We start from the raw sequence: 20,919 nt of genomic DNA, 5'->3' as shown, positions 1-20,919 counted from the left end.
TACGTAATTATGTTTTTTTACTTCTGTGATCCTCGAAGCAAAGGCCTGTATCACCTGCATTGAACCGTTATCCGCCGCTAATTTTCTGGCAGACAGGCAATGTGACAAAACCGGCATTTTAATTTGATATGGATACCTGAATTCCCCAAGGAGTGTACTCTATACGCGCGCGAAGCGAGATATTTAAAATAGTTTTATTTGCGAGATGGCTCACATTTGAGCATTTTCTCAATCGCCGAGTGAAATAACGTAATTGAGCAACCGACGATGAGAATACACGATGTGTCACAGTTGTTAATTTTCCTCTTTCTCAATTTCGGAGTTCATCATGCAAACCTATTTCGACCAGGTTGATCGCGTTCGCTTTGCCGGACCCAAAACCGATAATCCGCTGGCGTTTCGCCACTATAATCCGGATGAAATCGTGCTGGGAAAACGCATGGCAGACCATTTGCGTTTTGCCGCCTGTTATTGGCATAACTTCTGCTGGAATGGCGCGGATATGTTTGGCGCCGGCTCGTTTGAGCGTCCCTGGCAGGCCGCGGGCGATGCGCTGGAAATGGCCAAACGCAAAGCGGACGTGGCGTTTGAATTTTTCTACAAGCTCAATGTGCCGTATTACTGCTTCCACGATGTCGACGTCTCGCCAGAAGGCGCGTCGCTGAAAGAGTATTTGCATAATTTCGCCATCATGACCGAGGTGCTGGCGGAGAAACAGCAGCAAACCGGCGTGAAACTGCTGTGGGGCACCGCCAACTGCTTTACCCACCCGCGCTACGGCGCCGGAGCGGCGACCAACCCCGATCCGGAGGTGTTTGCCTGGGCGGCCACGCAGGTAGTGACCGCCATGAACGCTACCCACCAGCTCGGCGGCGAAAACTATGTTCTGTGGGGCGGCCGCGAAGGTTACGAGTCGCTGCTTAATACCGACCTGCGTCAGGAGCGTGAGCAGATTGGCCGCTTCCTGCAGATGGTGGTGGAGCACAAGCATAAGATTGGCTTTGGCGGCACGCTGCTTATCGAGCCGAAACCGCAGGAGCCCACCAAGCATCAGTACGATTACGATGTCGCGACGGTGTATGGTTTCCTGAAGCAGTTTGGCCTGGAAAATGAGATCAAGGTGAACATTGAAGCCAACCACGCCACTCTGGCGGGGCACTCTTTCCACCATGAAATCGCCAGCGCCATCGCGCTGGGGATCTTCGGCTCCGTTGATGCCAACCGCGGCGATGCGCAGCTCGGCTGGGATACGGACCAGTTCCCGAACAGCGTGGAAGAAAATACCCTGGTGATGTACGAGATCCTCAAAGCCGGGGGATTCACCACCGGCGGCCTGAACTTTGACGCCAAAGTTCGTCGGCAGAGCACCGACAAATACGACATGTTCTATGGCCATATTGGCGCCATGGACGTGATGGCGCTGTCCCTTAAGCTGGCCGCGCGCATGATTGAGGATGGCAAGCTCGATCAGGGTCTGGCAAAACGCTATGCCGGCTGGCAGAGCGAGCTGGGGCAGAAAATTATGACCGGGCAGATGTCGCTGGATAATATTGCCCGATACGCTGAGCAGCATAATCTGAATCCGCAGCATCAGAGCGGGCGTCAGGAATTACTCGAAAATCTCGTCAATACCTATATCTTTGGTTAAATTTTGCTGACATGCCCCTGCGGGGGCATGTATTACGCTGTTTGTCCGCTGCCGGGAAATAGCCTTTATTGGTTCGTGTTGTATTTATGCTGTCTGCGCCGTAAGGCCATCTGTTTGACTGTTTATAGCAGAACAATCCGCCGTGCGGATGGTTCTGCTATTGTGCCACCTGTTTAATATTAGTGAAGGAGGAAGAGTCGCGATAATTGTGTAATGCCTCTGTGACCGTACAAAATAAAAAATAACTTGTTCTGATGATAGCGACATATTCTGTCAGCTCAGAATAGGCTGGTTATTGTCTGAATAAAATTAACCTATATTGAGAAACTCATGACAATGATAAAAAAACTTCCATTAACCATGGCGGTTATCGCCGCGTTTTTTCCGCTTACCTCTGTAATGGCGCAAGAATTTACTCAGGAACAGATCGACGCCATCGTCGCCAAAGCCGTTGATAAAGCGCTGGCCGAACGCCAGGCGAAAATCGACGCCGCGGCCGACAAAAAGGTCGACGTGATCACCAACCCGCAGACCACCGCCGCCTCGCCGGATATGGCCATTCCGTTCGGCCTCAAGTTCAGCGGCTACGCCCGCTATGGCGCCCACTTCCAGACCGGCGACCAGAAATATGTCGGCGTCGACGGCTCCTATAACGGCGCCTCGGCGATCGGCCGCCTGGGCAACGAAAGCAACGGCGGCGAATTCCAGATCAGCAAGGCCTTCAAAAGCGCGCAGGGGGCTATCTGGGATCTTAACGTGATGTTCGACCACTGGAGCGACGAGGTTAACCTGAAGAAGGCCTACGTCGGCGTCACCAACGTCCTCGACTCCAACCCCAACGCCTATCTCTGGGCCGGCCGCGACTTCCACCAGCGTCCGCAACAGGGGATCAACGACTACTTCTGGATGAACCATGACGGCCAGGGCGCCGGGGTGAAGAACTTTGATATCGGCGGCGTGCAGTTCGACGTGGCGACGGTGTCGCAGGTGAAATCCTGTAGCCCGGAAGTGATGGCCGACGAGACCAACCCGTCGCGCATCACCTGTACCGGCAGCTCCGACACCGGCGACAACGGCCACTACGCGCTGACCACCAAAACCCACAACATCAAGGCCGGGCCGATCGACGTCGAGGTGTACGCCAACTACGGCTTTGACTCGAAGGCGGTGGACAGCGACGCGCGCCTCGAAGCCTGGCAGGGCGGCCTGGTGCTGAGCCACACCAACGACAGCGGGGTGAACAAGGTGATCCTGCGCTACTCCGACAACTCGGATAACAGCGTCTACAACAAAACCGACGACCTGACCACGGTCTACGCCAGCTTCGAGGGCAGCCATAAGTTCACCCAGCAGGCGCAGATCGAATACCTGCTGGCTTTCCATGACTATGACAACGGCAAGGACAATACCGACAACCGTAAAAACTACGGCGCCATCGTGCGGCCAATGTACTTCTGGAACGACGTGCACTCCACCTGGCTGGAAGCGGGCTACCAGCGCGTGGATTACGACCAGGGCGGGGATAACCACGGCTGGAAGCTGACGCTGTCGCAGAACATCGCCATCGGCATGGGGCCGGAGTTCCGTCCGATGCTGCGCTTCTACGTGACCGGTGGCCAGGTGGACAACGAGCATACCGCGAAGGTTAACGGCACCCAGGACCAGCAGCTGGATTCGCTGAACGTCGGCGGGATGTTTGAGGCGTGGTTCTGATGCGATAGCGTTGCCGAAGGAGCGTTCCCGGCTGGCGCTACGCTTAGCCGGGCTACGACTGAGGAGGCCTACGGGATCCCCCCCCAGGCCCGGCAAGCGCAGCGCCGCCGGGCAGCTGGCCCTGGTTCCCTTAGTTCACCGTCAGGCGCAGGGCCAGATCCTGCGGGTAGGGGTCAAAATAGTTCTGCGCCTGGAGGTAGCGATCCGGATACTCGGCCAGATAGTGCTTAAGCAGCGTCAGCGGGGCGAGGATCGGCAGCAGCCCGGCGCGATAGTTGAGGATCACCTCCCGCAGCTCGCCGCGCTGGCGGCTGTTCAGCTGGTCGCGGAAATAACCCTGAATATGCATCAGCACGTTGGTGTGGTTTTTCCGCGAGGCGGGCTGCTTGAGGATCGCCATCAGCTTTTCGCGGTAGACCTCGAAGAAAGCCTCCAGATCCTCCCATTCATGCAGCGAGGCGACGAACGGGCCGATCTCCCGGTAGCCCGCCTGGTGGTGAGCCAGCAGCTGCAGCTTGTAGCGGCTGTGAAAGGCCAGCAGGCCGTGACGGGTCAGGCCGCGGGCGCGCAGGGCGTTGAGTTCATGCAGGGCGAAAACGCGCTCGACAAAATTCTCCCGCAGCAACGGATCGTGCAGCCGGCCATCCTCTTCCACCGGTAGCCACGGGTAGCGCGCCATCAGGGCGCCGGTAAACAGCCCCACGCCTTCCTTACGCCCGCGATTGCCTTTTTCGTCATACAGCCGCACGCGCTCCATCCCGCAGCTCGGCGATTTGGCGCAGACGATAAAGCCCGACAGCTCGCCCAGGGTTGCCAGATGGGCGCTGGCGAAATCGGCCATCTTCTCCGTCACATCCTCGTGCGGGGCGTGGCTGAAGCGCATGCGGATCTCCCCGACCGGGGTCTGCACCAGGCGGAGCGCCGGGCGGGGAACGGGCAGGCCGATCGCCATCTCCGGGCAGACGGGTTTAAACGCCACCCACTGCGCGAGCTCATCCATCACAAAGCCCATACGCTTATGCCCGCCGTCGAATCGCACGGCTGAGCCGGTTAAACATCCGCTGATCCCAATGACAGGTTGCGTGTTCATGGCGCTGTCCTCTCTTCTGCTGTGGTTCGGGTAAAGAAAAGGGTCACGGTGGCGACCGTAATGCCGAATTTCTTCATCTCGGTTTTGTTAAATAAATGGCTGCCGTCCTGCAGGAACATCCAGTCGTCAAAGTGCAGCAGCCACCGGCTGCCGCTGGCCTCGACGTTCATGCTGTAGCGCCAGTGAAAGGCATTGCCTGCCGCCTGGCCGCTGGCCACCCCTTCGATATCCCCGGCGGTACCCTGATAACGGTTATCGCCGGTGCGGCGAATGCGCCATACCCGCTGTTGCTTCTCGCCGTCGTCATAGACAAAGCGCTCATGGAGCGTCAGGGTGTCGCCGACGACGTCGCCCTCGATCTCTACATGGAAGCGGCGCAGCTGCTTGCCGCTACGATCCTGCACCATCCCCCACGCCTCGGTTCGCCCCTGAAAATAGTGAAAGATGTCGAGGGCGGGCTGCTGCTGCCGGTACTCCGTGACCTCAATGCTGCAGCCGGCGAGGATCAGCATCAGCAGCGCCAGGCCAAGGGTCAGAATGCGTTTCATGGTGTACCTCCGATCAACTGCTGACGCAGTTCGGGATAAGTGGTGCGCGGATCGAGCCAGATGGCGAGAAAGCGGGTGCTGAACGCCGCCGACTGGCGCGGGCCGAGCGGGGTAAAGGCGGTCTGCGCGGCGCTGGCGCGGTACCAGAACTGCCCCTCGCCGCCGCTGACCACGAACGCCAGCTGGCTGCCCGGCGCGACGTCCGGCCAGATCCCCTGCAGCATGCGCAGCCAGGCTTCGCTGCGCGGCTCCTGCTGCAGAATGCCCTGCGCCTGCCACTGGTCACGGGTGGCGTCCACCAGCGCATCGCGATCGATGTCGCGCCGGTAGGTGATGATCAGCGCCCGATCCTGCTGCGGGCCGTCATACCGGCCATTGGGCGTGCGCAGCTGCGATTGATAGACGGTGAATGGCCCCCAGGTGAGGGTCGCCTCGCCGACGCGACGCCACGTCAGCCAGTCGGCGGCGTGGGCCTCCGGAGCGAGGGTGGTCAGCCACAGCAGTAACAGCGCGAATCTCATTTTCGCCTCCCCATCCCCAGATGGAATAACAGCATGAGCACCAGCCAGCCGCAGGCCATGGCGGCCACGGCAAGCGCCATCGGCACCAGCAGGGTCATGGCTCCGAGGCGAGCGCCGATCAGGTAGGCCACCGGGCCGCCGAGGGTCGCCACCGTGGCCAGCACCCAGCCGGGAAGCGTCGTGGTGCGGGTCAGTCGGGTCCAGACGACGGCGAACATCAGCCACAGGGCCACCATCCACAGGGGCAGCAGGCTGTCGCCGCGAAAATCGATCAGTCCCGCCAGCGCCCAGCAGGCGTCCAGGCCGCAGCCCGCCGCGGCCAACAGCAGGGCGGGCGGACGGCTGGCCGCCGGCAACCGCAGCCAGGCGAAAATGGCCAGCGTCAGCCAGATCAGCAGACCGCGCTCGCGTAACATCACCACCAGCGTCCAGTAAACATCGAACGCAAGGGCCATCAGCAGGTGCTGCGCCGGGCGTGTCATACCCGCTCCGCGGTGAGCTGCACCACGCTGATGGTGCGGGCGTTAAATCCGGCTTCGCAGTAGCCGAAGTAGTAGAGCCACATCCGGCGGAAGCGCTCATCAAAGCCGAGCTTTTCAATATCCTGCCAGGCGTGGGTAAAACGCTGCCGCCAGTGCGCCAGGGTGCGGGCGTAGTCCGGGCCCATGTCGAACAGGTTGCGCACCACAAAATCGGTATGGCGGGTCATCAGCTCGCTCATTGCGGTGATGCTGGGCAAAAAGCCGCCGGGGAAGATGTAGCGCTGGATAAAATCGACGCTTTTGCTGTAGTCGCGATAGCGCTGATCCTGGATGGTGATCGCCTGCAGGGCCATTCTGCCGCCCGGGCGCAGGCGCGCCTGGCAGGTGCGGAAGAAGGCCGGGAGGTAGCGCTGGCCCACCGCCTCAATCATCTCCACCGACACCAGTTTGTCGTACTCGCCGCGCAGATCGCGGTAGTCGCAGAGCAGCACCTCGACGCGATCCTGCAGCCCGGCGCGGGCCATGCGCTCGGTAGCCCAGCGGTGCTGCTCCCGGGAAAGGGTGGTGGTGGTGACCCGGCAGCCGTAATGGCGGGCGGCGTACTCGGCCAGCGCCCCCCAACCGGTGCCAATCTCCAGCAAATGATCGCCGGGAGTGAGCGCCAACTGGTCGCACAGGCGCGCCATCTTGGCCCGCTGGGCCTGGGGCAGATCCTGCTGGTCATCGGTAAACAACGCGCTGGAGTAGAGCAGGTCGTCATCCAGAAAGTGGGCATAAAATTCGTTGCCGAGGTCGTAATGGGCGGCGATGTTCTCCCGCGCCTGGGCGCGGGTGTTGCGGCGGGTCCAGTGGTGCAGGCGGGCGACGGGCTTGCCCAGCAGACGAAAGCCGCGCTCCAGACGCTCCAGCACCTCGCCGTTGCGCGCGAGGATCTGCAGCAGCGCCGTCAGCTGGTGGCTCTCCCAGTCGCCGTCCATCCAGGCCTCGGCCGCCGCCAGGCTGCCGCCGGTCAGCAGACGCCAGTACACCTCCGGCGTGCAGACCCGCGCCTCGGCGCGCAGCGCGGCGGCGGGGTCGCCAAAATGAAACGTCTGCGCCCCTTCGCGCACGGTGAGCGAGCCTTCGCGGAGGCCGCTCAACAGACGAAAGAGCAGCCAGCGCGCGAGCCGCACGTTGCGCGGCACATCGGGTTCAAGCGCAAAGACGGGATCGGTCATGAGCGTTCACTCCTGCTGACAGGATGGTTGTACAGCGGCACGCGCTTCAGCCACAGCCGCAGCGCCTGCCAGTAGATGGCGAGGACGGTTTTCAGGGTCATCAGCGGCAGACGCAGCAGCAGCCCGCGCAGGTTGGCGCGGGTCAATGGCACGCGGCTCAGGGCCAGGGTGGCGTCGAACACCTTGCTGGCCTGATGGTTTTCAATATGCATGTGCAGCGTTTTGCCGGGCGCGTTGAAGCGCCAGTGATAGACCATGTCCATCGGGTTAAACGGCGAAACGTGAAAGGCTTTCTCCAGCGGGCGCGCCTGCTGGCCGTCCACCGCGTAGTAATGACGCTCATTCCACGGCGTGTTACGCACTTCGGCCAGCACCCAGCGCAGGGTGTCGGCCTCGTCATAGCAGTAGTAAAAGTTGACCGGATTAAAATGGAAGCCGAAGTAGCGCAGCTGGGTCAGGAGCATCACGCGTCCCGCCGGGCGGCAGCCGGTCAGGCTCTCCAGCCGGTTCAGCACCTGGGCCTTCAGCGGCGCGCCCAGCGGATAATCGGCGTCGTACCAGGCAGCGGCGGCCAGGCGGTTGCGGCGGATGCCCGCCTCAGGCAGCCTGTCCAGTTCGTCGAGGTCGAGCCAGGCCATAAACAGGCGGTAGACGAAGTGGTGCGCCTTCGGCTGCAGGCGACGGTGGCGCAGGACGCCCTGATAGAGGCAGCTGTTCATCTCAGTTGCCCTCCGCCGCGGCGATGCCCTGCACCACGTCGAGCGCGCTGCGCACCCCGTCCTCATGAAAGCCGTTGTACCAGTAGGCCCCGCAGTACCAGCTCCGCTGCTGGCCGTTAATCTCTTCGCGCCGCAGCTGGGCCGACCAGCTTTGCGGGTTAAACAGCGGATGCTCATAGACGAAGCGCTGCCAGACGTAGCGATCGTCCACCGGCGCGTCCGGGTTCAGGGTGACGCAGAACAGCGGCGCGTCCGCGGGCAGCCCCTGGAGAATATTCATGTTGTAGGTGACGCAGGCCCGGGCCCGATCCCCGTCGCTCAGGCGATAGTTCCAGCTGGCCCAGGCGCGCTGGCGCTCCGGCAGCCAGCGCGGATCGCTGTGCAGCACCACCTCGTTGCGCTGCCAGCCGATATCCCCCAGCACCTCACGCTCGGCGTCGGTGGGCGCCGCCAGCATCGCCAGCGCCTGCGCGGAGTGGCAGGCGAAGATCACCTGGTCAAAATGCGCCTCCCCGGACGCCAGCCGCAGGATAACTCCCGCCGGGTGGCGGTCCACCTGCTGCACCGGCGCGTTGAGCCGCAGGTCCAGGCGATCGCCGAGCCTGGCGAGCAGGGCGCGGACGTATTCCCGGGAACCGCCGGGCACCACGTACCATTGCGGACGATCGCGAATATCCAGCAGACCGTGGTTTTCAAAGAAGCGCAAAAATAGCGGTAGCGGGAAGCGGCGCATCTCCTGCAGCGACGACGACCAGATGGCCGCCCCCATCGGCAGGATATAGTGGCGGGCGAAGAAGGGGCTAAAACGGTGGCGGGAGAGGAAGTTCTCCAGCGTCGCGCCCGGATCCAGCGCCTCGGTCAGCGCCAGTTTTGCCAGCCGGTTGAAGCGGACGATTTCGCTCAGCAGCCCCCAGAAGGCCGGCTTCAGCAGATTGCGCCGCTGGGCGAAAAGCGAGGTCAGGCTGTGACCGTTGTACTCCAGGCCGCTGGTCGGGTTGTGAACCGAGAAGCTCATCTGCGTTTTTTGCCCGTCGATCCCCAGCTCGCTGAGCAGGCCCATAAAGCGCGGATAGGTGCGATCGTTGTAGACGATAAATCCGGTATCGATGGCCCAGGTGCCCTGCGGCGTGGCGACATCCACGGTGGCGGTGTGGCCGCCCGGCGTGGCGCCCGCTTCGAACAGCGTCACCTGATGGTGTCCGGCCAGCCGCCAGGCGCAGGTCAGCCCGGCGATGCCGCTACCGATGATGGCGATGTTCATGAGCGCACCATCCTGCGCAACAGCAGGCGCTGGATACCCGATGGCAGGCTGGCCAGCAGCCGCAGGGCCAGGCTGAAACCGGTGGGGAAGGCAATGTGGTTTTGGCCTTTCGCCAGGCCATGGCGGATCGCCGTCACCGCCCGATCCACGCTCACCCGGCCGGGCATGGCGAAGTCGTTTTTGCGCGTCAGCGGGGTGTCGACGAAGCCCGGAGAGACCACCGTGACGGCGACCCCTTTCGGCTCCCAGTCCAGACGCAGGCTGTTGGCAAACCAGGTCAGCGCCGCCTTGGAGGCGCCATAGGCTTCCGCGCGCGGGAAGGGTAGCCAGTGCGCCATCGAGCTGACCAGCACCACCCGATCGCCTGCCTCCAGCTGCGTCTGCAGCGCCGCCAGGCAGTTCACCGGCCCGAGAAAGTTGGTGGCCATCACTCGCTCCACGAGGGCGGCATCCACCTGCCCGTGGTCGAGGTATTCGCAGGTCCCGGCGCAGAGAATGATCAGGTCGGCAAAACAGCCCGTCAGCGCCTGGCGACAGGCGTCCCTGTCTGTCATATCGAACAGGCGCCCGCTGATGTTGGGGCTGAACTGCTGGAGCGCCGACAGGCGCGAAGCATCTCGCCCGCAGGCGATAACCAGATGGCCATCCGCCGCGAAGGATTTCGCCAGACCGGCGCCGATCCCGGAGCTGGCGCCGGTGATGAGTACCGTCATCATGAGCGCACCCTCCGCTTCACGCCGCGCACCGCCCAGCCCAGTAGAGGAAGATGCTCGTAGATCATCTCCCCGGCGTCGTAGTAGTCGCGCTGGTGAAGGATCTGCTCCCCGGCGATGTCCACCATGGAGCAACCCGGCAGGGCCAGGGTTTCTCCACCGGCAATGCGCGGATGCGACCAGTGCATGGTCCAGGTCACGGCGAACCGTTGGCCGTCGCAAAGCGGCGTGTCGATGGTGAACCGGCACTGCTCCACGTTGGCCAGCAGATGGGTAAAGTAGCGCTGGATGGCGAACAGCCCCTGATGCTGACCAAAAGGATCGCTCAGCGTCGCGTCCGGATGGTACAGCGCGGCCAGCGCCGCGGGCGGCTGCGCATCCAGCCCGGCGTAGTACTCAACGAAACGACGAATCACAGACGGCGAGGTGCTCATGGATCACATCCTGGCTAGATACGGTAGCGTAATGGCATACTTAAAACTTACACAAATAAAATTATTTGTCCAAGTTTGTAGAAAAATATATTTTATTTGTGTTAAAAATCATGTTGTTATGATTGGTGTTTTAAGGGGTGAAAATCGCGTGTGTTGCAAAAGGCAAGCGTGCGCCCGCCGCGCCACCGGGCGCTGGCGGAACAGAGAGTGGGGTAAGTTAAAACAGGGAGTTAGAGCGGAATTACCTCGAGGGAGACGACCTGCTGCTGCCAGAGTTCGACCTGCCTCTGGCGGGCGGCGGAAAGTTTGCCGCTGGTAACCAGCAGCCAGTTGCGCTGGGGAAAAATCTCCGGCGCCAGGGCGGCGGGAGGCACCGGCAGAACGTCGATGCGATGACCCTGGCCGGTACGTTTGAGCGCCTCAAGCCAGATTTCGCAGGCGTCGGTCAGGTGCCAGCCGGTGATCAGAAAGTTGTCCCCGGGCGCCTTCTTGTCGCCTTCGAGGCAAAACGAGGTATAGGCGATGATGATGCCGTCGAGGATTTCGCGTAGCGTCATAATGGCCGGCACGTTGGCGGAGACCTGGCTGCGCAGCGGACGCAGCACTTCGGTGACCAGCTCCTGGCGCGGATATTCGCGCCCGGCGTCGTAGATCAGCTGGCGCAGGGACTCGATTTTTCCCTCTTTCAGCCGCTGCAGCATGGTCTCCTGCAACGTCAACCAGTTGTTGGTGCGCCGTGCGCCGGGGCGCGACAGCAGGGGCTTCACCTGGCTGACCGGTACCCCTTTTTTCACCCAGTCGAGGATCTTCAGCGCCTGCTGGACGTCGTCATCGCTGTACTGACGGTGACCACCATCGGTGCGCAGCGGCTTGAGCAGGCCATAGCGGCGCTGCCAGGCGCGAAGCGTGGTCGCATTTATCCCGCATAGTCGGGCAAATTCGCCGATGGAGTAAGGCATGGAGGCCACCTGTTAACAAAGAATATTCTCAATATACTACGAATCACGTCGGCTGGCGTGAAGTGTAGTGGCTTTGCACTACACTTTCCCCTACCGCGTAAATGAAAGGAGTTCTCATGAAGCTATGGCCTGTTGTCACTGGCGTTGCTATCGCGTTGACCCTGGTGGCCTGCAAATCGCCCACCCCGCCGAAGGGCGTTCAGCCGATTAGCGGGTTTGACGCCAGCCGTTACCTTGGAAAATGGTATGAAGTCGCCCGCCTGGAGAATCGCTTCGAGCGAGGCCTGGAGCAGGTGACCGCCACCTACGGCGCCCGCAGCGACGGGGGGATCAGCGTCGTCAATCGCGGTTATGACCCGGTCAAAAAACGCTGGAGTGAGAGCGACGGAAAAGCCTATTTCACCGGCGCCCCCACCACCGCGGCGCTGAAGGTGTCGTTCTTCGGGCCATTCTACGGCGGCTATAACGTGATCCGCCTGGACGACGACTACCAATACGCGCTGGTCAGTGGCCCCAACCGCGACTATCTGTGGATCCTGTCGCGCACCCCCACCATTCCGGCGGCGGTGAAGCAGGATTACCTGAATACCGCGCGCGAGCTGGGCTTTGACGTCGATCGCCTGGTGTGGATCCGCCAGACGCCGCGCTAGCCTCGCCCCTTAGCGGCTGAGCAGGTGGGTATAAACCACGTACAGCCCGGCCAGCGCCGCCACGTTCAGCGCCACGCTGACGAAAAACCACCGCCGGAAGGGCTGCTTTTGCGTTTTATGGCGAAAGCACTGCTGGCCGAGGATGGCCCCCGGCCAGCCTCCCGCCAGGCCCAGCACCAGCAGCGTGGTTTCCGGCACCCGTCGCCAGGCTTTGCGCGCCGCCAGCTTGTCGGCGCCATAGATAAGCCATGTCAGAAGGCTGCTCAGTAAAAACCACATCGCCAGCGGGTAGGGCAGCAGGGCGCTGCCCACGGCGGTGAGCAGCAGCAGGGAATAACACACCAGGTTCAGATTCATAGGGACGTTCACGCCGGCCAGAAGAATGGCGCCACTATAGCCAATTTCCCGGACCGGCGTAAACGCGGCGGGTTATTCGCTACGCTTGCCCCGATGCCGGGACAGCCACATCAGCTTATATGCCGCCGGAATGATAAACAGCGACAGCAGCGGGGCGGTGATCATCCCGCCAATCATCGGCGCGGCGATGCGACTCATCACTTCCGACCCGGCGCCGGTGCCCCATAAAATCGGCAGCAGGCCGGCGATAATCACCGCCACGGTCATCGCCTTCGGTCGCACGCGCAGCACCGCGCCCTGGTACAGCGCCTCGTCGAGCTTATCGACGCTGAAAGTCTGCGGATTCTTCAGCGACGGTTCCGCCTCGATGGCGTGGCGCAGGTACATCAGCATCACCACGCCAAACTCCGCCGCCACCCCGGCCAGGGCGATAAAGCCGGTCCCGGTGGCTACCGATAAATGGAACCCCATCCAGTAGAGAAACCAGATCCCGCCGACGAGGGCGAACGGCACGCTGGTGATAATCAGCAGCGCCTCGCCGACGCGGCGGAACGCCAGATACAGCAGCACGAAGATAATCATCAGCGTCATCGGCACCATCAGCTTCAGCTTCTGATTGGCGCGCTCCAGCAGCTCAAACTGCCCGGAGTAGGACACACTGATGCCCGGATTCAGCTTCACCTCCTTGCCGATGGCCTGCTGCAGATCGTGCACTACCGACACCATGTCGCGGTCGCGGGCGTCGATGTAGATCCAACTGGTCGGGCGGGCGTTCTCGGTCTTCAGCATGGATGGTCCGGTGACCACCTTCACCTCAGCCACGTCGCCGAGGACGATCTGCTGCTTCAGCGGCGTGAGGATCGGCAGCTGGCGGAGGGTCTCCGGGCTGTCGCGATAGCTCTGCGGGTAGCGGATGTTGATCGGGTAGCGCTCGACGCCCTCTACCGTTTCGCCAACCATCGCGCCGCCGATGGCGGACGAGACGAACAGCTGCACGTCGCCGACGGTCATCCCGTAGCGGGCCGCCTTCTCACGCTGAATATCAATATTGAGGTAGCGCCCGCCGACCAGCCGCTCGGCTAATGCCGACGTGACTCCCGGCACGGTGCGCGCCACCCCTTCAATTTGTTCGGCGATGGCGTCGATATCGGCCAGATTAGTGCCGGAAACTTTAATGCCAATCGGGCTCTTGATGCCGGTGGAGAGCATGTCGATGCGGTTGCGGATCGGCGGCACCCACAGGTTCGCCAGCCCCGGCAGGCGCACGGTCTTGTCCAGCTCCTCGACGATCTTTTCCATGGTCATCCCCGGTCGCCACTGATCCTGGGGCTTAAGCTGAATGGTGGTCTCTACCATCTCCAGCGGCGCTGAGTCGGTAGCGGTTTCGGCCTTGCCGGTTTTGCCGAACACCCGGGCCACTTCCGGCACCGTCATGATCAGCTTATCGGTTTTCTGCAGCATATCCGCCGCCTGCGCAGCGGAGATCCCCGGCAGCGTTGACGGCATATACAGCAGATCGCCTTCGTTAATCTGCGGCAGAAACTCGCCGCCGACCCGGTTAAGCGGCCAGATAACCGTCAGGATCGACAGGAGCGCAATCAACAGGGTGGTCTTCGGCCAGTGCAGCACCTTCAGCAGCAGCGGGTGATAAATGCGGATCAAAAAGCGGTTCAGCGGGTTGCTGTTCTCCGCTGGGATCTTGCCGCGGATCCAGAAGCCCATCAGGATCGGGATCACCACGATCGCCAGCAGCGCCGCCCCGGCCATCGACCAGGTTTTGGTGAAGGCCAGCGGGCCGAACAGTTTGCCCTCCTGGCCTTCGAGGGTGAAAATCGGGATAAACGACAGGGTAATGATCAGCAGGCTGATAAACAGCGCCGGGCCGACCTCCACCGACGCCTCGGTAATGATTTTCCAGCGGATGTCGTTGCTGAGCTTCTCTCCCGGGTGCTGATGTTCCCACTCCTCCAGCCGCTTGTGGGCGTTCTCAATCATCACGATGGCGGCATCGACCATCGCCCCTACCGCAATGGCGATTCCGCCCAGCGACATGATGTTGGCGTTAAGCCCCTGGAAATGCATCATGATAAAGGCGAAGCACAGGCCGAGCGGCAGCGAAATAATCGCCACCAGCGCCGAGCGTACGTGCCACAGGAACAGGGCACAGACCAGCGCGACGACGATAAACTCTTCCAGCAGCTTATGGCTGAGGTTGTCGATGGCGCGGTCGATAAGCTGGCTGCGGTCGTAGGTGGTGACCACTTCAACCCCTTCCGGCAGGCTGCTTTGCAGCGACGCCAGCTTCGCTTTGACCGCCGAGATCACTTCGCGGGCGTTCTTGCCGGAGCGCAGGATCACCACCCCGCCGGCCACTTCGCCTTCGCCGTTAAGCTCGGCGATACCGCGGCGCATTTCCGGGCCGATCTGCACCCGCGCGACGTCGCCGAGATAGACCGGCACACCGTTGTCACCGGTTTTCAGCACGATGTTTTTGAAGTCGTCGAGCGTCTGCAGGTAGCCGCTGGCGCGCACCATATATTCGGCTTCCGCCAGTTCGACGGAAGAGCCGCCCGCCTCCTGGTTAGAGGCGTCCAGCGCCGATTTCACCTCGCCGAGGCTGATGCCGTACTGGGTCAGCTTCATCGGGTCGACGACAATCTGGTACTCCTTGACCACGCCGCCCACCGACGCCACTTCCGAGACGTTAGGGATGGTTTTCAGCTCATATTTTAAGAACCAGTCCTGCAGGGAGCGCAGTTCGGCGAGGTCGTGCTTGCCGCTGCGGTCGACCAGCGCGTACTCGAAGACCCAGCCGACGCCGGTGGCGTCCGGGCCCATTTCGGCGCTGACCCCGGCGGGAAGTTTGCCCTGCACCTGGTTGAGATACTCCAGCACCCGCGAGCGCGCCCAGTAAGGATCGGTGCCGTCTTCAAAAATCACGTAGACGTAGGAGTCGCCAAACTGCGAGAAGCCGCGAACCGTTTTGGCGCCGGGTACCGACAGCATGGTGGTGGTCAGCGGCCAGGTGACCTGGTTTTCGACGATCTGCGGCGCCTGTCCCGGGTAGCTGGTTTTGATGATCACCTGTACATCAGAGAGATCCGGCAGGGCATCCACCGGGGTGTGGACGATAGTCCAGGTCCCCCAGATGCTGAGAAACAGCGCGCCCATCATCACCAGGAAACGGTTGGCCACCGAGCGGCGGATAATCCATTCAATCATGGTTCCGTTCCTCAGTGCGCGTGGGCGGCAGGGGCCGCGGTACCGGGAGCCTGCGCACGCATGCGCTCCAGCGCGCCGGAGATATTGGCTTCCGAGTCGATCAGGAACAGGCCGCTGGCGACGACTTTCTCACCCTCCTGCAGCCCGCTGCGAATGGCCGTGACGCCAGCGGATTCATGGAATACCTGCACGAGTTTCGGCACGAAGCGCCCCTCGTTATCCACGGTAATCACTCGCTGCTCGCTGCCGCTGTCGATCAGCGCTTTTGACGGGATCAGCAGCATCGGTTCGCTTTCACTGGTCAGTTGCAGATAGGCATTCATCCCCGGCTTCAGCGCTTCATCCGGGTTGTTGACCTGCAGGCGCAGCTGCAGGGTGCGGGTGGCGCTATCGACGCTGGGGAGAAGGGTCCATTTGCTGATGCTGAAAGTTTTTCCTGGCCAGGCGGGAACCTGAATGGTGAACTGCGAGGCGTCTTTAATCAGCCAGGCGATGGATTCCGGCACCGCCACGCTGACCCACACCGGATCCATGCCCTGAATTTTCGCCACCACATTATCTTTGGCGATGTTCATTCCGGCACGCAGATCGAAGGCGGTAATCACGCCATCGATCGGTGCTTTGAGGGTAAAGCGGGTCTGGATTTTACGCGTGGCTTTCAGGCGGCGGATATCGTCATCCGGCATTCCGGCAAGGCGCAGGCGTTCGAGGATCCCCTCAACCTGGGTGGCGGTGCCCCCGGTCTCCTGCAATAACAGATATTCGCTCTGCGCTTCCACCCAGTCAGGGATGGTCAGCTCGAGGAGCGGCGTGCCTTGTTTCACCTTGTCGCCGACGGTCAGCGGATAGACTTTATTGATAAAGCCCGCCGCCCGCGCCTGCATAATCACATACTGGTACTCGTTATAGCTAATGTTGGCCGGGAAGGTCTGAGCGTAGCGCAGCGGCCCGCGGGTGACCGCGGCGGTTTTTACGCCGAGATTCTGGGTCTGCGTCGGGTCGATACGCACCCCCGGCGCACCGGCGGCGGTACTTCCCTCATCGGCGTATTTCGGCACCAGATCCATATCCATAAACGGCGATTTACCCGGTTTATCGAAGCGGGTGTTCGGGTACATCGGATCGTACCAGAACAGCACTTTACGCTGCTGCTCGGCCGCCGGAGCGGCAGCGTGGGGCGGGGAAAGCCGGGCGTACAGCGCCGCAGTAAGCGCGCCGCCAATCACCATGCTGCCAAGGATCAGCGCCGTATTTTTCAGTGTCAGGGATGCCATGTGTCGTCCATTTAGTCGTTGAGGGGCTTACCGTCGCCGGGCCATTAGTTGGCGCGAATATCCTGCAGCAGCGACAGGTTGCCCTGCTGAACGAAGGTGAAGTCCACGCTGTCGCCATCCTTCACATTGTTGAGCTGCGTCTGCGGGGTGATGGTGAAGCGCATGGTCATCGGCGGCCAGTTCACCGCCGGGATGGCTTCGTGGGCGATGGTGATTTTTTTGCTATCCATATCAATAGCTTTAATGACCCCTTTGCCGCTGATGCTTTGCGTCTGCGTGGCGGCGGGTTGTTCGTGCATCGCCATACCGGCATGCGGGTCGGCAGCCTGGGCGGCGAAAACCGTGCCAGAAATCAGAGTGAACAGGGCGACTTTAGAGAGTGAATTCATGATCGGGACTCCTTGGGTTATTCCATCCAGCCGCCGCCGAGGGCGGTGAACAGGGTGATTTCATTTGCCTGACGGGAATAGTTGAGTTCCAGCAGGGTTTGTCGGGTGGTAAAAATGTCGCGCTGGGCGCTCAGGACTTCGATGTAGCTGACCGCGCCGTGACGATAGAGCGCAGTAGCGCGCTGCAGGGTGATATTTAGTGAAGCGAGATAGCGCTCCTGGGCGGCAATCTGATCGGCCAGGCTCTGGCGCAGGGCCAGCGCGTCGGCCACCTCTTTAAAGGCGGACTGTATTTTTTGCTCATAGTTGACCACCTGCTGCTGCTGGCGGATTTCCGCCAGATCGAGGTTGGCCTGATTGCGCCCGGCGTTGAAAATCGGCAGTTCAATTTTGGGGATGAAGTTCCACATCGCGCTGCCGGCGTTAAACAGGCTGGAGAGCTCGCTGCTGCTGCCAGAGAGCGAGCTGGTCAGGGTGATCGCCGGGAAGAAGGCCGCCCGCGCGGCGCCGATATTGGCGTTGGCCGCCAGCAGGCTGTGTTCGGCCTCTAAAATATCCGGCCGCTGCAACAGGATCGCTGAGGAGAGCGACGGCGGCAGGGTTACGCCTTTCAGGTCCACCGCGCTGCTGGCGCTATCGTCCGGCAGATGCTGGTAGCTGCCGAGCAGCAGTTGCAGGGCGTTATTGGCCTGCGCCAGCTGGCCCTGACGTTTGGCGATATCGGCGCGGGTGCTTTCGATCATCCCGCGCGCCTGCTCCAGCGCCAGCACGGTGGTGCTTCCGGTCAGCAGCTGTTTTTCAACGAAGGCGTAAGACTGCTGATAGTTTTGTAAGGTGTCGTTGGCCACCTGCAACTGCGCTGCCGCCAGCCGCTGGTTGAAGTAGCTTTGTGAAACGTTAGCAATCAACAGGATATGCACCGCACGCCGGGCCTCTTCGCTGGCGAAGAAGTTCTGCCGGTCGGCCTCGCTGAGGTTTTTCAACCGGCCAAAGAAGTCGAGGTCATAGCTGAGATTCAGGCCGGCGGCATAATCGCTGCTGGTGGTGGTGTCGCCTTTAAGCTTGCCGCCATAGGTGGTGCTGCCGTCACCGTTCAATTGCGGGTAGCGGTCGGCGTCGGTAACCCGGTACTGGGCGCGGGCTTCCTGCACTTTCAGCGTCGCCATCCGTAGATCGCGGTTATTTATCAGCGCGGTACTAATCAGGCTTTTCACCTGCGGGTCGACGAAAAAGGTGCGCCAGCCGGTCTCCTGGTAACCCGCCGTTGCGGCAACCAGTCTGTTCTGGCTGAGTGAGAACTGCTGCGGCACCGGCGCGGCGGGGCGCTGGTAGTCCGGAGCAAGCGACAGACAGCCGGTTAAGGCAAATATCACGCTGAGGGTAAGTAGCTGTATAGAACGCATGGCGGCAGACGGTTTCGACGATTTATCCATGGCGGCTACTTTACGTAGCGGGCTCTGTTCAACGCGTGACAGGAAAATGACAAAGCTGTCATTTTCCTGATATTTCATTGCTATCCGGAGTCGCTTCTCTAAAATTGAATACCCGCACGAAGCGCGCGTGAAGGAGCCTGCCGTGAAGATTTTGATTGTCGAAGATGAGAAGAAAACCGGAGAGTACCTGACCAAAGGGCTCACCGAGGCTGGCTTCGTCGTCGACCTGGCCGATAACGGCCTTAACGGCTATCACCTGGCAATGACCAGCGATTACGATCTGCTGATCCTCGACATCATGCTGCCGGATGTGAACGGCTGGGATATCGTCCGCATGCTGCGGGCCGCCAATAAAGGGATGCCGATCCTGCTGCTCACCGCGCTCGGCACTATTGAGCATCGGGTGAAGGGGCTGGAGCTGGGCGCCGACGACTATCTGGTTAAGCCATTTGCTTTTGCGGAGCTGCTGGCGCGAGTGCGGACCCTGCTGCGCCGTGGAGCAGCGGTCATCGTCGAAAGCCAGTTTCAGGCGGCGGATCTCAGCGTTGATTTGGTCAGCCGCAAGGTGACGCGCGGCGCGACGCGTATCACCCTGACCAGCAAAGAGTTTACCCTGCTGGAGTTCTTCTTGCGCCATCAGGGCGAGGTGCTGCCGCGTTCGCTGATTGCCTCGCAGGTCTGGGATATGAATTTCGACAGCGACACTAACGCCATTGACGTGGCGGTGAAGCGGCTGCGCGCCAAAATTGATAACGACTTCGAGCCGAAGCTTATCCAGACCGTGCGCGGCGTCGGCTATATGCTTGAGGTGCCGGATGGCCGCTAAGCGCCCCTTTTCCCTGGCCACCCGGCTGACCTTCTTTATTAGCCTCGCCACCATCATTGCCTTCTTTGCTTTCACCTGGATCATGATCCATTCGGTGAAGGCCCACTTTGAAGAGCGCGACGTGCACGATCTCAGGCAGCTCAGCACCACCCTGGAGACGGTGCTCAACCACGCCGACTACCCGCAGGCGCGGCGACTGGAGATCGTGAGGAATATCATTGCGGGTTACGCCAACGTCTTTATCTGTCTGGACGACGGCCAGGGCAATATTCTGTTTCAGTCGCCCGACGGGCCGGATCTCAGCCATATGCTGAGTACGCCGGGGCTGGCGATGCAGCTGCGCGACGGGAATGTGATTTCATGGACTGACCCGCAGCCGCGGAAGATGGTTCATGATAATCATCCAATGGAGACCCGCGCCTGGCGGCTGATCATGCTGCCGCTGGGCAAGCAGGCGGACGGCAAACCGGCGTACCACCTGCTGATGGCCTTATCCATCGATTTTCACCTGCACTATATTAACGAGCTGAAAGCGAAGCTGATTTCCGCGGCGACGATAATCAGTTTGCTGATCATCGCCATCGTGCTGTTTGTGGTCTATCAGGGGCATAAGCCCATCCGCCAGATCAGTCGCCAGATCCAGAATATTACCTCGCGGGATCTCGACGTGCGCCTTGACCCGCAGGCCGTGCCTATCGAGCTGGAACGGCTGGCGCTGTCGTTTAACCATATGCTGGAGCGCATAGAGGATGTCTTTACCCGCCAGTCCAACTTCTCCGCCGATATCGCCCATGAAATCCGCACGCCGATTACTAACCTGGTGACGCAAACTGAAATCGCCTTAAGCCAGAGCCGCAGCCAGCAGGAGCTGGAAGAGGTGCTCTATTCCAATCTTGAAGAGTTCTCGCGGATGTCGCGGATGGTCAGCGATATGCTGTTCCTCGCCCAGGCGGATAATAACCAACTGATCCCTGAGCAACAGGCGCTGGATCTGGCTGATGAAGTGCATAAGGTGTTTGAGTTCTTTGAAGCGTGGGCGGAAGAGAAGGCGGTGGCGCTGCGCTTTGTCGGTAGCCACTGCCGGGTGACGGGCGATCCGCTGATGCTGCGGCGAGCGATCAGCAACCTGCTGTCGAATGCGATCCGCTACACGCCGGCCGGCCAGGCGGTGACCATCCAGTTGAGCGAAAGCGCCGAGACGATCCGTCTGGTGGTGGAGAACCCCGGCACGCCGATTGCCGCCGAGCATCTTCCCCGGCTGTTTGACCGTTTCTATCGCGTCGATCCCTCGCGTCAGCGCAAAGGCGAGGGCAGCGGTATCGGCCTGGCGATTGTGAAATCCATCGTCAGCGCCCACCACGGCAGCGTAGCGGTGCAGTCCGATCGGCGCTCTACGCGGTTTATTGTGGTGCTGCCGAAATAGACGCAATAACGGCTGAAAGCCAGCGGGCAGCGCCAGGCGG

Annotated in this window: 20 protein-coding genes; 5 read left to right on the top strand and 15 right to left on the bottom strand. The window is 61.2% G+C overall.

Annotation, left to right across the window (positions count from 1 at the left end; genetic code table 11):
- Window positions 1–328: 328 nt before the first annotated feature.
- Both xylA and SP68_RS22810 read left to right on the top strand, forming a co-directional pair.
- The gene (gene xylA / locus SP68_RS22815; RefSeq protein WP_040972681.1) at window positions 329–1,648 is read left to right on the top strand and encodes a xylose isomerase; all 1,320 of its coding nucleotides are present in this window, start codon (window positions 329–331) and stop codon (window positions 1,646–1,648) included.
- 330 nt (window positions 1,649–1,978) lie between these two features.
- Window positions 1,979–3,361, top strand: coding sequence for a carbohydrate porin (locus tag SP68_RS22810; protein WP_040972683.1), 1,383 nt, complete (start codon window positions 1,979–1,981; stop codon window positions 3,359–3,361).
- Window positions 3,362–3,491: 130 nt separating this feature from the next.
- Here the strand turns inward: SP68_RS22810 and SP68_RS22805 are convergent, their stop codons facing one another.
- The 10 genes from SP68_RS22805 to SP68_RS22760 all read right to left on the bottom strand — a co-directional run bounded on the left by SP68_RS22805 (window position 3,492) and on the right by SP68_RS22760 (window position 11,305).
- Entirely contained in the window at window positions 3,492–4,451 is a 960-nt protein-coding gene (locus SP68_RS22805) for a YbgA family protein (protein WP_004178436.1), read from the bottom strand.
- Window positions 4,448–4,999, bottom strand: a complete 552-nt coding sequence (locus SP68_RS22800; protein ID WP_040972685.1) for a DUF3833 domain-containing protein — start codon at window positions 4,997–4,999, stop codon at window positions 4,448–4,450. Before SP68_RS22800 ends, SP68_RS22805 begins: the two co-directional genes overlap by 4 nt.
- A complete protein-coding gene (locus SP68_RS22795) occupies window positions 4,996–5,520 on the bottom strand; it encodes a hypothetical protein (protein ID WP_032756426.1) in 525 nt (174 codons plus the stop codon). The genes SP68_RS22800 and SP68_RS22795 overlap by 4 nt, the downstream gene beginning before the upstream one ends.
- Complete coding sequence (locus SP68_RS22790; RefSeq protein ID WP_032756428.1) at window positions 5,517–6,002, bottom strand: DUF2878 domain-containing protein; 486 nt, start codon at window positions 6,000–6,002, stop codon at window positions 5,517–5,519. Before SP68_RS22790 ends, SP68_RS22795 begins: the two co-directional genes overlap by 4 nt.
- Window positions 5,999–7,219, bottom strand: coding sequence for an SAM-dependent methyltransferase (locus tag SP68_RS22785; protein ID WP_040972687.1), 1,221 nt, complete (start codon window positions 7,217–7,219; stop codon window positions 5,999–6,001). Before SP68_RS22785 ends, SP68_RS22790 begins: the two co-directional genes overlap by 4 nt.
- A complete protein-coding gene (locus SP68_RS22780; RefSeq protein ID WP_016160202.1) occupies window positions 7,216–7,938 on the bottom strand; it encodes a DUF1365 domain-containing protein in 723 nt (240 codons plus the stop codon). The genes SP68_RS22785 and SP68_RS22780 overlap by 4 nt, the downstream gene beginning before the upstream one ends.
- Before the next feature lies 1 nt (window position 7,939).
- Window positions 7,940–9,199, bottom strand: coding sequence for an NAD(P)/FAD-dependent oxidoreductase (locus SP68_RS22775; RefSeq protein ID WP_040972689.1), 1,260 nt, complete (start codon window positions 9,197–9,199; stop codon window positions 7,940–7,942).
- Window positions 9,196–9,915 carry an SDR family NAD(P)-dependent oxidoreductase gene (locus tag SP68_RS22770; protein WP_032736750.1) on the bottom strand — a complete coding sequence of 240 codons (720 nt, stop codon included), beginning with the start codon at window positions 9,913–9,915 and terminating at the stop codon, window positions 9,196–9,198. Before SP68_RS22770 ends, SP68_RS22775 begins: the two co-directional genes overlap by 4 nt.
- Complete coding sequence (locus SP68_RS22765; RefSeq protein WP_023323565.1) at window positions 9,912–10,346, bottom strand: nuclear transport factor 2 family protein; 435 nt, start codon at window positions 10,344–10,346, stop codon at window positions 9,912–9,914. The genes SP68_RS22770 and SP68_RS22765 overlap by 4 nt, the downstream gene beginning before the upstream one ends.
- A gap of 230 nt (window positions 10,347–10,576) precedes the next feature.
- Complete coding sequence (locus SP68_RS22760) at window positions 10,577–11,305, bottom strand: MerR family transcriptional regulator (RefSeq protein ID WP_008807075.1); 729 nt, start codon at window positions 11,303–11,305, stop codon at window positions 10,577–10,579.
- Between the two features lie 116 nt (window positions 11,306–11,421).
- Between SP68_RS22760 and SP68_RS22755 the strand changes: the two genes are divergently transcribed.
- Window positions 11,422–11,955: a lipocalin family protein gene (locus SP68_RS22755; protein ID WP_008807074.1), complete on the top strand. Its 534-nt coding sequence runs from the start codon at window positions 11,422–11,424 to the stop codon at window positions 11,953–11,955.
- Between the two features lie 9 nt (window positions 11,956–11,964).
- On the opposite strand, the gene SP68_RS22750 is transcribed toward SP68_RS22755, so the two are convergent.
- The 5 genes from SP68_RS22750 to SP68_RS22730 form a co-directional block, all read right to left on the bottom strand.
- Window positions 11,965–12,312, bottom strand: a complete 348-nt coding sequence (locus SP68_RS22750; protein ID WP_008807073.1) for a DUF1294 domain-containing protein — start codon at window positions 12,310–12,312, stop codon at window positions 11,965–11,967.
- A 72-nt stretch (window positions 12,313–12,384) separates the two neighbouring features.
- A complete protein-coding gene (locus SP68_RS22745; RefSeq protein ID WP_040972692.1) occupies window positions 12,385–15,534 on the bottom strand; it encodes a CusA/CzcA family heavy metal efflux RND transporter in 3,150 nt (1,049 codons plus the stop codon).
- A gap of 11 nt (window positions 15,535–15,545) precedes the next feature.
- Complete coding sequence (locus tag SP68_RS22740; RefSeq protein WP_022064526.1) at window positions 15,546–16,808, bottom strand: efflux RND transporter periplasmic adaptor subunit; 1,263 nt, start codon at window positions 16,806–16,808, stop codon at window positions 15,546–15,548.
- 44 nt (window positions 16,809–16,852) lie between these two features.
- Window positions 16,853–17,197 (bottom strand): cation efflux system protein CusF, encoded by a 345-nt coding sequence (cusF, locus tag SP68_RS22735; protein WP_032736753.1) that lies wholly within the window; start codon window positions 17,195–17,197, stop codon window positions 16,853–16,855.
- Window positions 17,198–17,214: 17 nt separating this feature from the next.
- Window positions 17,215–18,600 carry an efflux transporter outer membrane subunit gene (locus tag SP68_RS22730; protein WP_040976030.1) on the bottom strand — a complete coding sequence of 462 codons (1,386 nt, stop codon included), beginning with the start codon at window positions 18,598–18,600 and terminating at the stop codon, window positions 17,215–17,217.
- A 172-nt stretch (window positions 18,601–18,772) separates the two neighbouring features.
- Between SP68_RS22730 and cusR the strand changes: the two genes are divergently transcribed.
- Both cusR and SP68_RS22720 read left to right on the top strand, forming a co-directional pair.
- Entirely contained in the window at window positions 18,773–19,456 is a 684-nt protein-coding gene (gene cusR, locus SP68_RS22725; protein ID WP_008807068.1) for a copper response regulator transcription factor CusR, read from the top strand.
- Window positions 19,446–20,879 (top strand): Cu(+)/Ag(+) sensor histidine kinase, encoded by a 1,434-nt coding sequence (locus SP68_RS22720; protein WP_040972695.1) that lies wholly within the window; start codon window positions 19,446–19,448, stop codon window positions 20,877–20,879. Before cusR ends, SP68_RS22720 begins: the two co-directional genes overlap by 11 nt.
- Window positions 20,880–20,919 lie beyond the last annotated feature (40 nt).

The sequence above is a fragment of the Klebsiella variicola genome, assembly GCF_000828055.2.
Taxonomy (GTDB): Bacteria; Pseudomonadota; Gammaproteobacteria; order Enterobacterales; family Enterobacteriaceae; genus Klebsiella; species Klebsiella variicola.
The sequence above is the reverse complement of the archived record's forward strand: the minus strand, read 5'-3'. Positions and strand labels throughout refer to the sequence as shown.

Excerpts from the sequence above, each read along its gene's own strand:
- SP68_RS22765 (WP_023323565.1), bottom strand. The coding sequence starts at position 10,346 with ATGAGCACCTCGCCGTCTGTGATTCGTCGTTTCGTTGAGTACTACGCC.
- SP68_RS22750 (WP_008807073.1), bottom strand. The coding sequence starts at position 12,312 with ATGAATCTGAACCTGGTGTGTTATTCCCTGCTGCTGCTCACCGCCGTG.
- SP68_RS22795 (WP_032756426.1), bottom strand. The coding sequence starts at position 5,520 with ATGAGATTCGCGCTGTTACTGCTGTGGCTGACCACCCTCGCTCCGGAG.
- SP68_RS22730 (WP_040976030.1), bottom strand. The coding sequence starts at position 18,600 with ATGCGTTCTATACAGCTACTTACCCTCAGCGTGATATTTGCCTTAACC.
- SP68_RS22785 (WP_040972687.1), bottom strand. The coding sequence starts at position 7,219 with ATGACCGATCCCGTCTTTGCGCTTGAACCCGATGTGCCGCGCAACGTG.
- SP68_RS22800 (WP_040972685.1), bottom strand. The coding sequence starts at position 4,999 with ATGAAACGCATTCTGACCCTTGGCCTGGCGCTGCTGATGCTGATCCTC.
- SP68_RS22720 (WP_040972695.1), top strand. The coding sequence starts at position 19,446 with ATGGCCGCTAAGCGCCCCTTTTCCCTGGCCACCCGGCTGACCTTCTTT.
- SP68_RS22745 (WP_040972692.1), bottom strand. The coding sequence starts at position 15,534 with ATGATTGAATGGATTATCCGCCGCTCGGTGGCCAACCGTTTCCTGGTG.
- SP68_RS22805 (WP_004178436.1), bottom strand. The coding sequence starts at position 4,451 with ATGAACACGCAACCTGTCATTGGGATCAGCGGATGTTTAACCGGCTCA.
- SP68_RS22755 (WP_008807074.1), top strand. The coding sequence starts at position 11,422 with ATGAAGCTATGGCCTGTTGTCACTGGCGTTGCTATCGCGTTGACCCTG.
- SP68_RS22770 (WP_032736750.1), bottom strand. The coding sequence starts at position 9,915 with ATGATGACGGTACTCATCACCGGCGCCAGCTCCGGGATCGGCGCCGGT.
- SP68_RS22790 (WP_032756428.1), bottom strand. The coding sequence starts at position 6,002 with ATGACACGCCCGGCGCAGCACCTGCTGATGGCCCTTGCGTTCGATGTT.
- cusF (WP_032736753.1), bottom strand. The coding sequence starts at position 17,197 with ATGAATTCACTCTCTAAAGTCGCCCTGTTCACTCTGATTTCTGGCACG.
- SP68_RS22760 (WP_008807075.1), bottom strand. The coding sequence starts at position 11,305 with ATGCCTTACTCCATCGGCGAATTTGCCCGACTATGCGGGATAAATGCG.
- SP68_RS22740 (WP_022064526.1), bottom strand. The coding sequence starts at position 16,808 with ATGGCATCCCTGACACTGAAAAATACGGCGCTGATCCTTGGCAGCATG.
- SP68_RS22810 (WP_040972683.1), top strand. The coding sequence starts at position 1,979 with ATGACAATGATAAAAAAACTTCCATTAACCATGGCGGTTATCGCCGCG.
- SP68_RS22775 (WP_040972689.1), bottom strand. The coding sequence starts at position 9,199 with ATGAACATCGCCATCATCGGTAGCGGCATCGCCGGGCTGACCTGCGCC.
- SP68_RS22780 (WP_016160202.1), bottom strand. The coding sequence starts at position 7,938 with ATGAACAGCTGCCTCTATCAGGGCGTCCTGCGCCACCGTCGCCTGCAG.
- xylA (WP_040972681.1), top strand. The coding sequence starts at position 329 with ATGCAAACCTATTTCGACCAGGTTGATCGCGTTCGCTTTGCCGGACCC.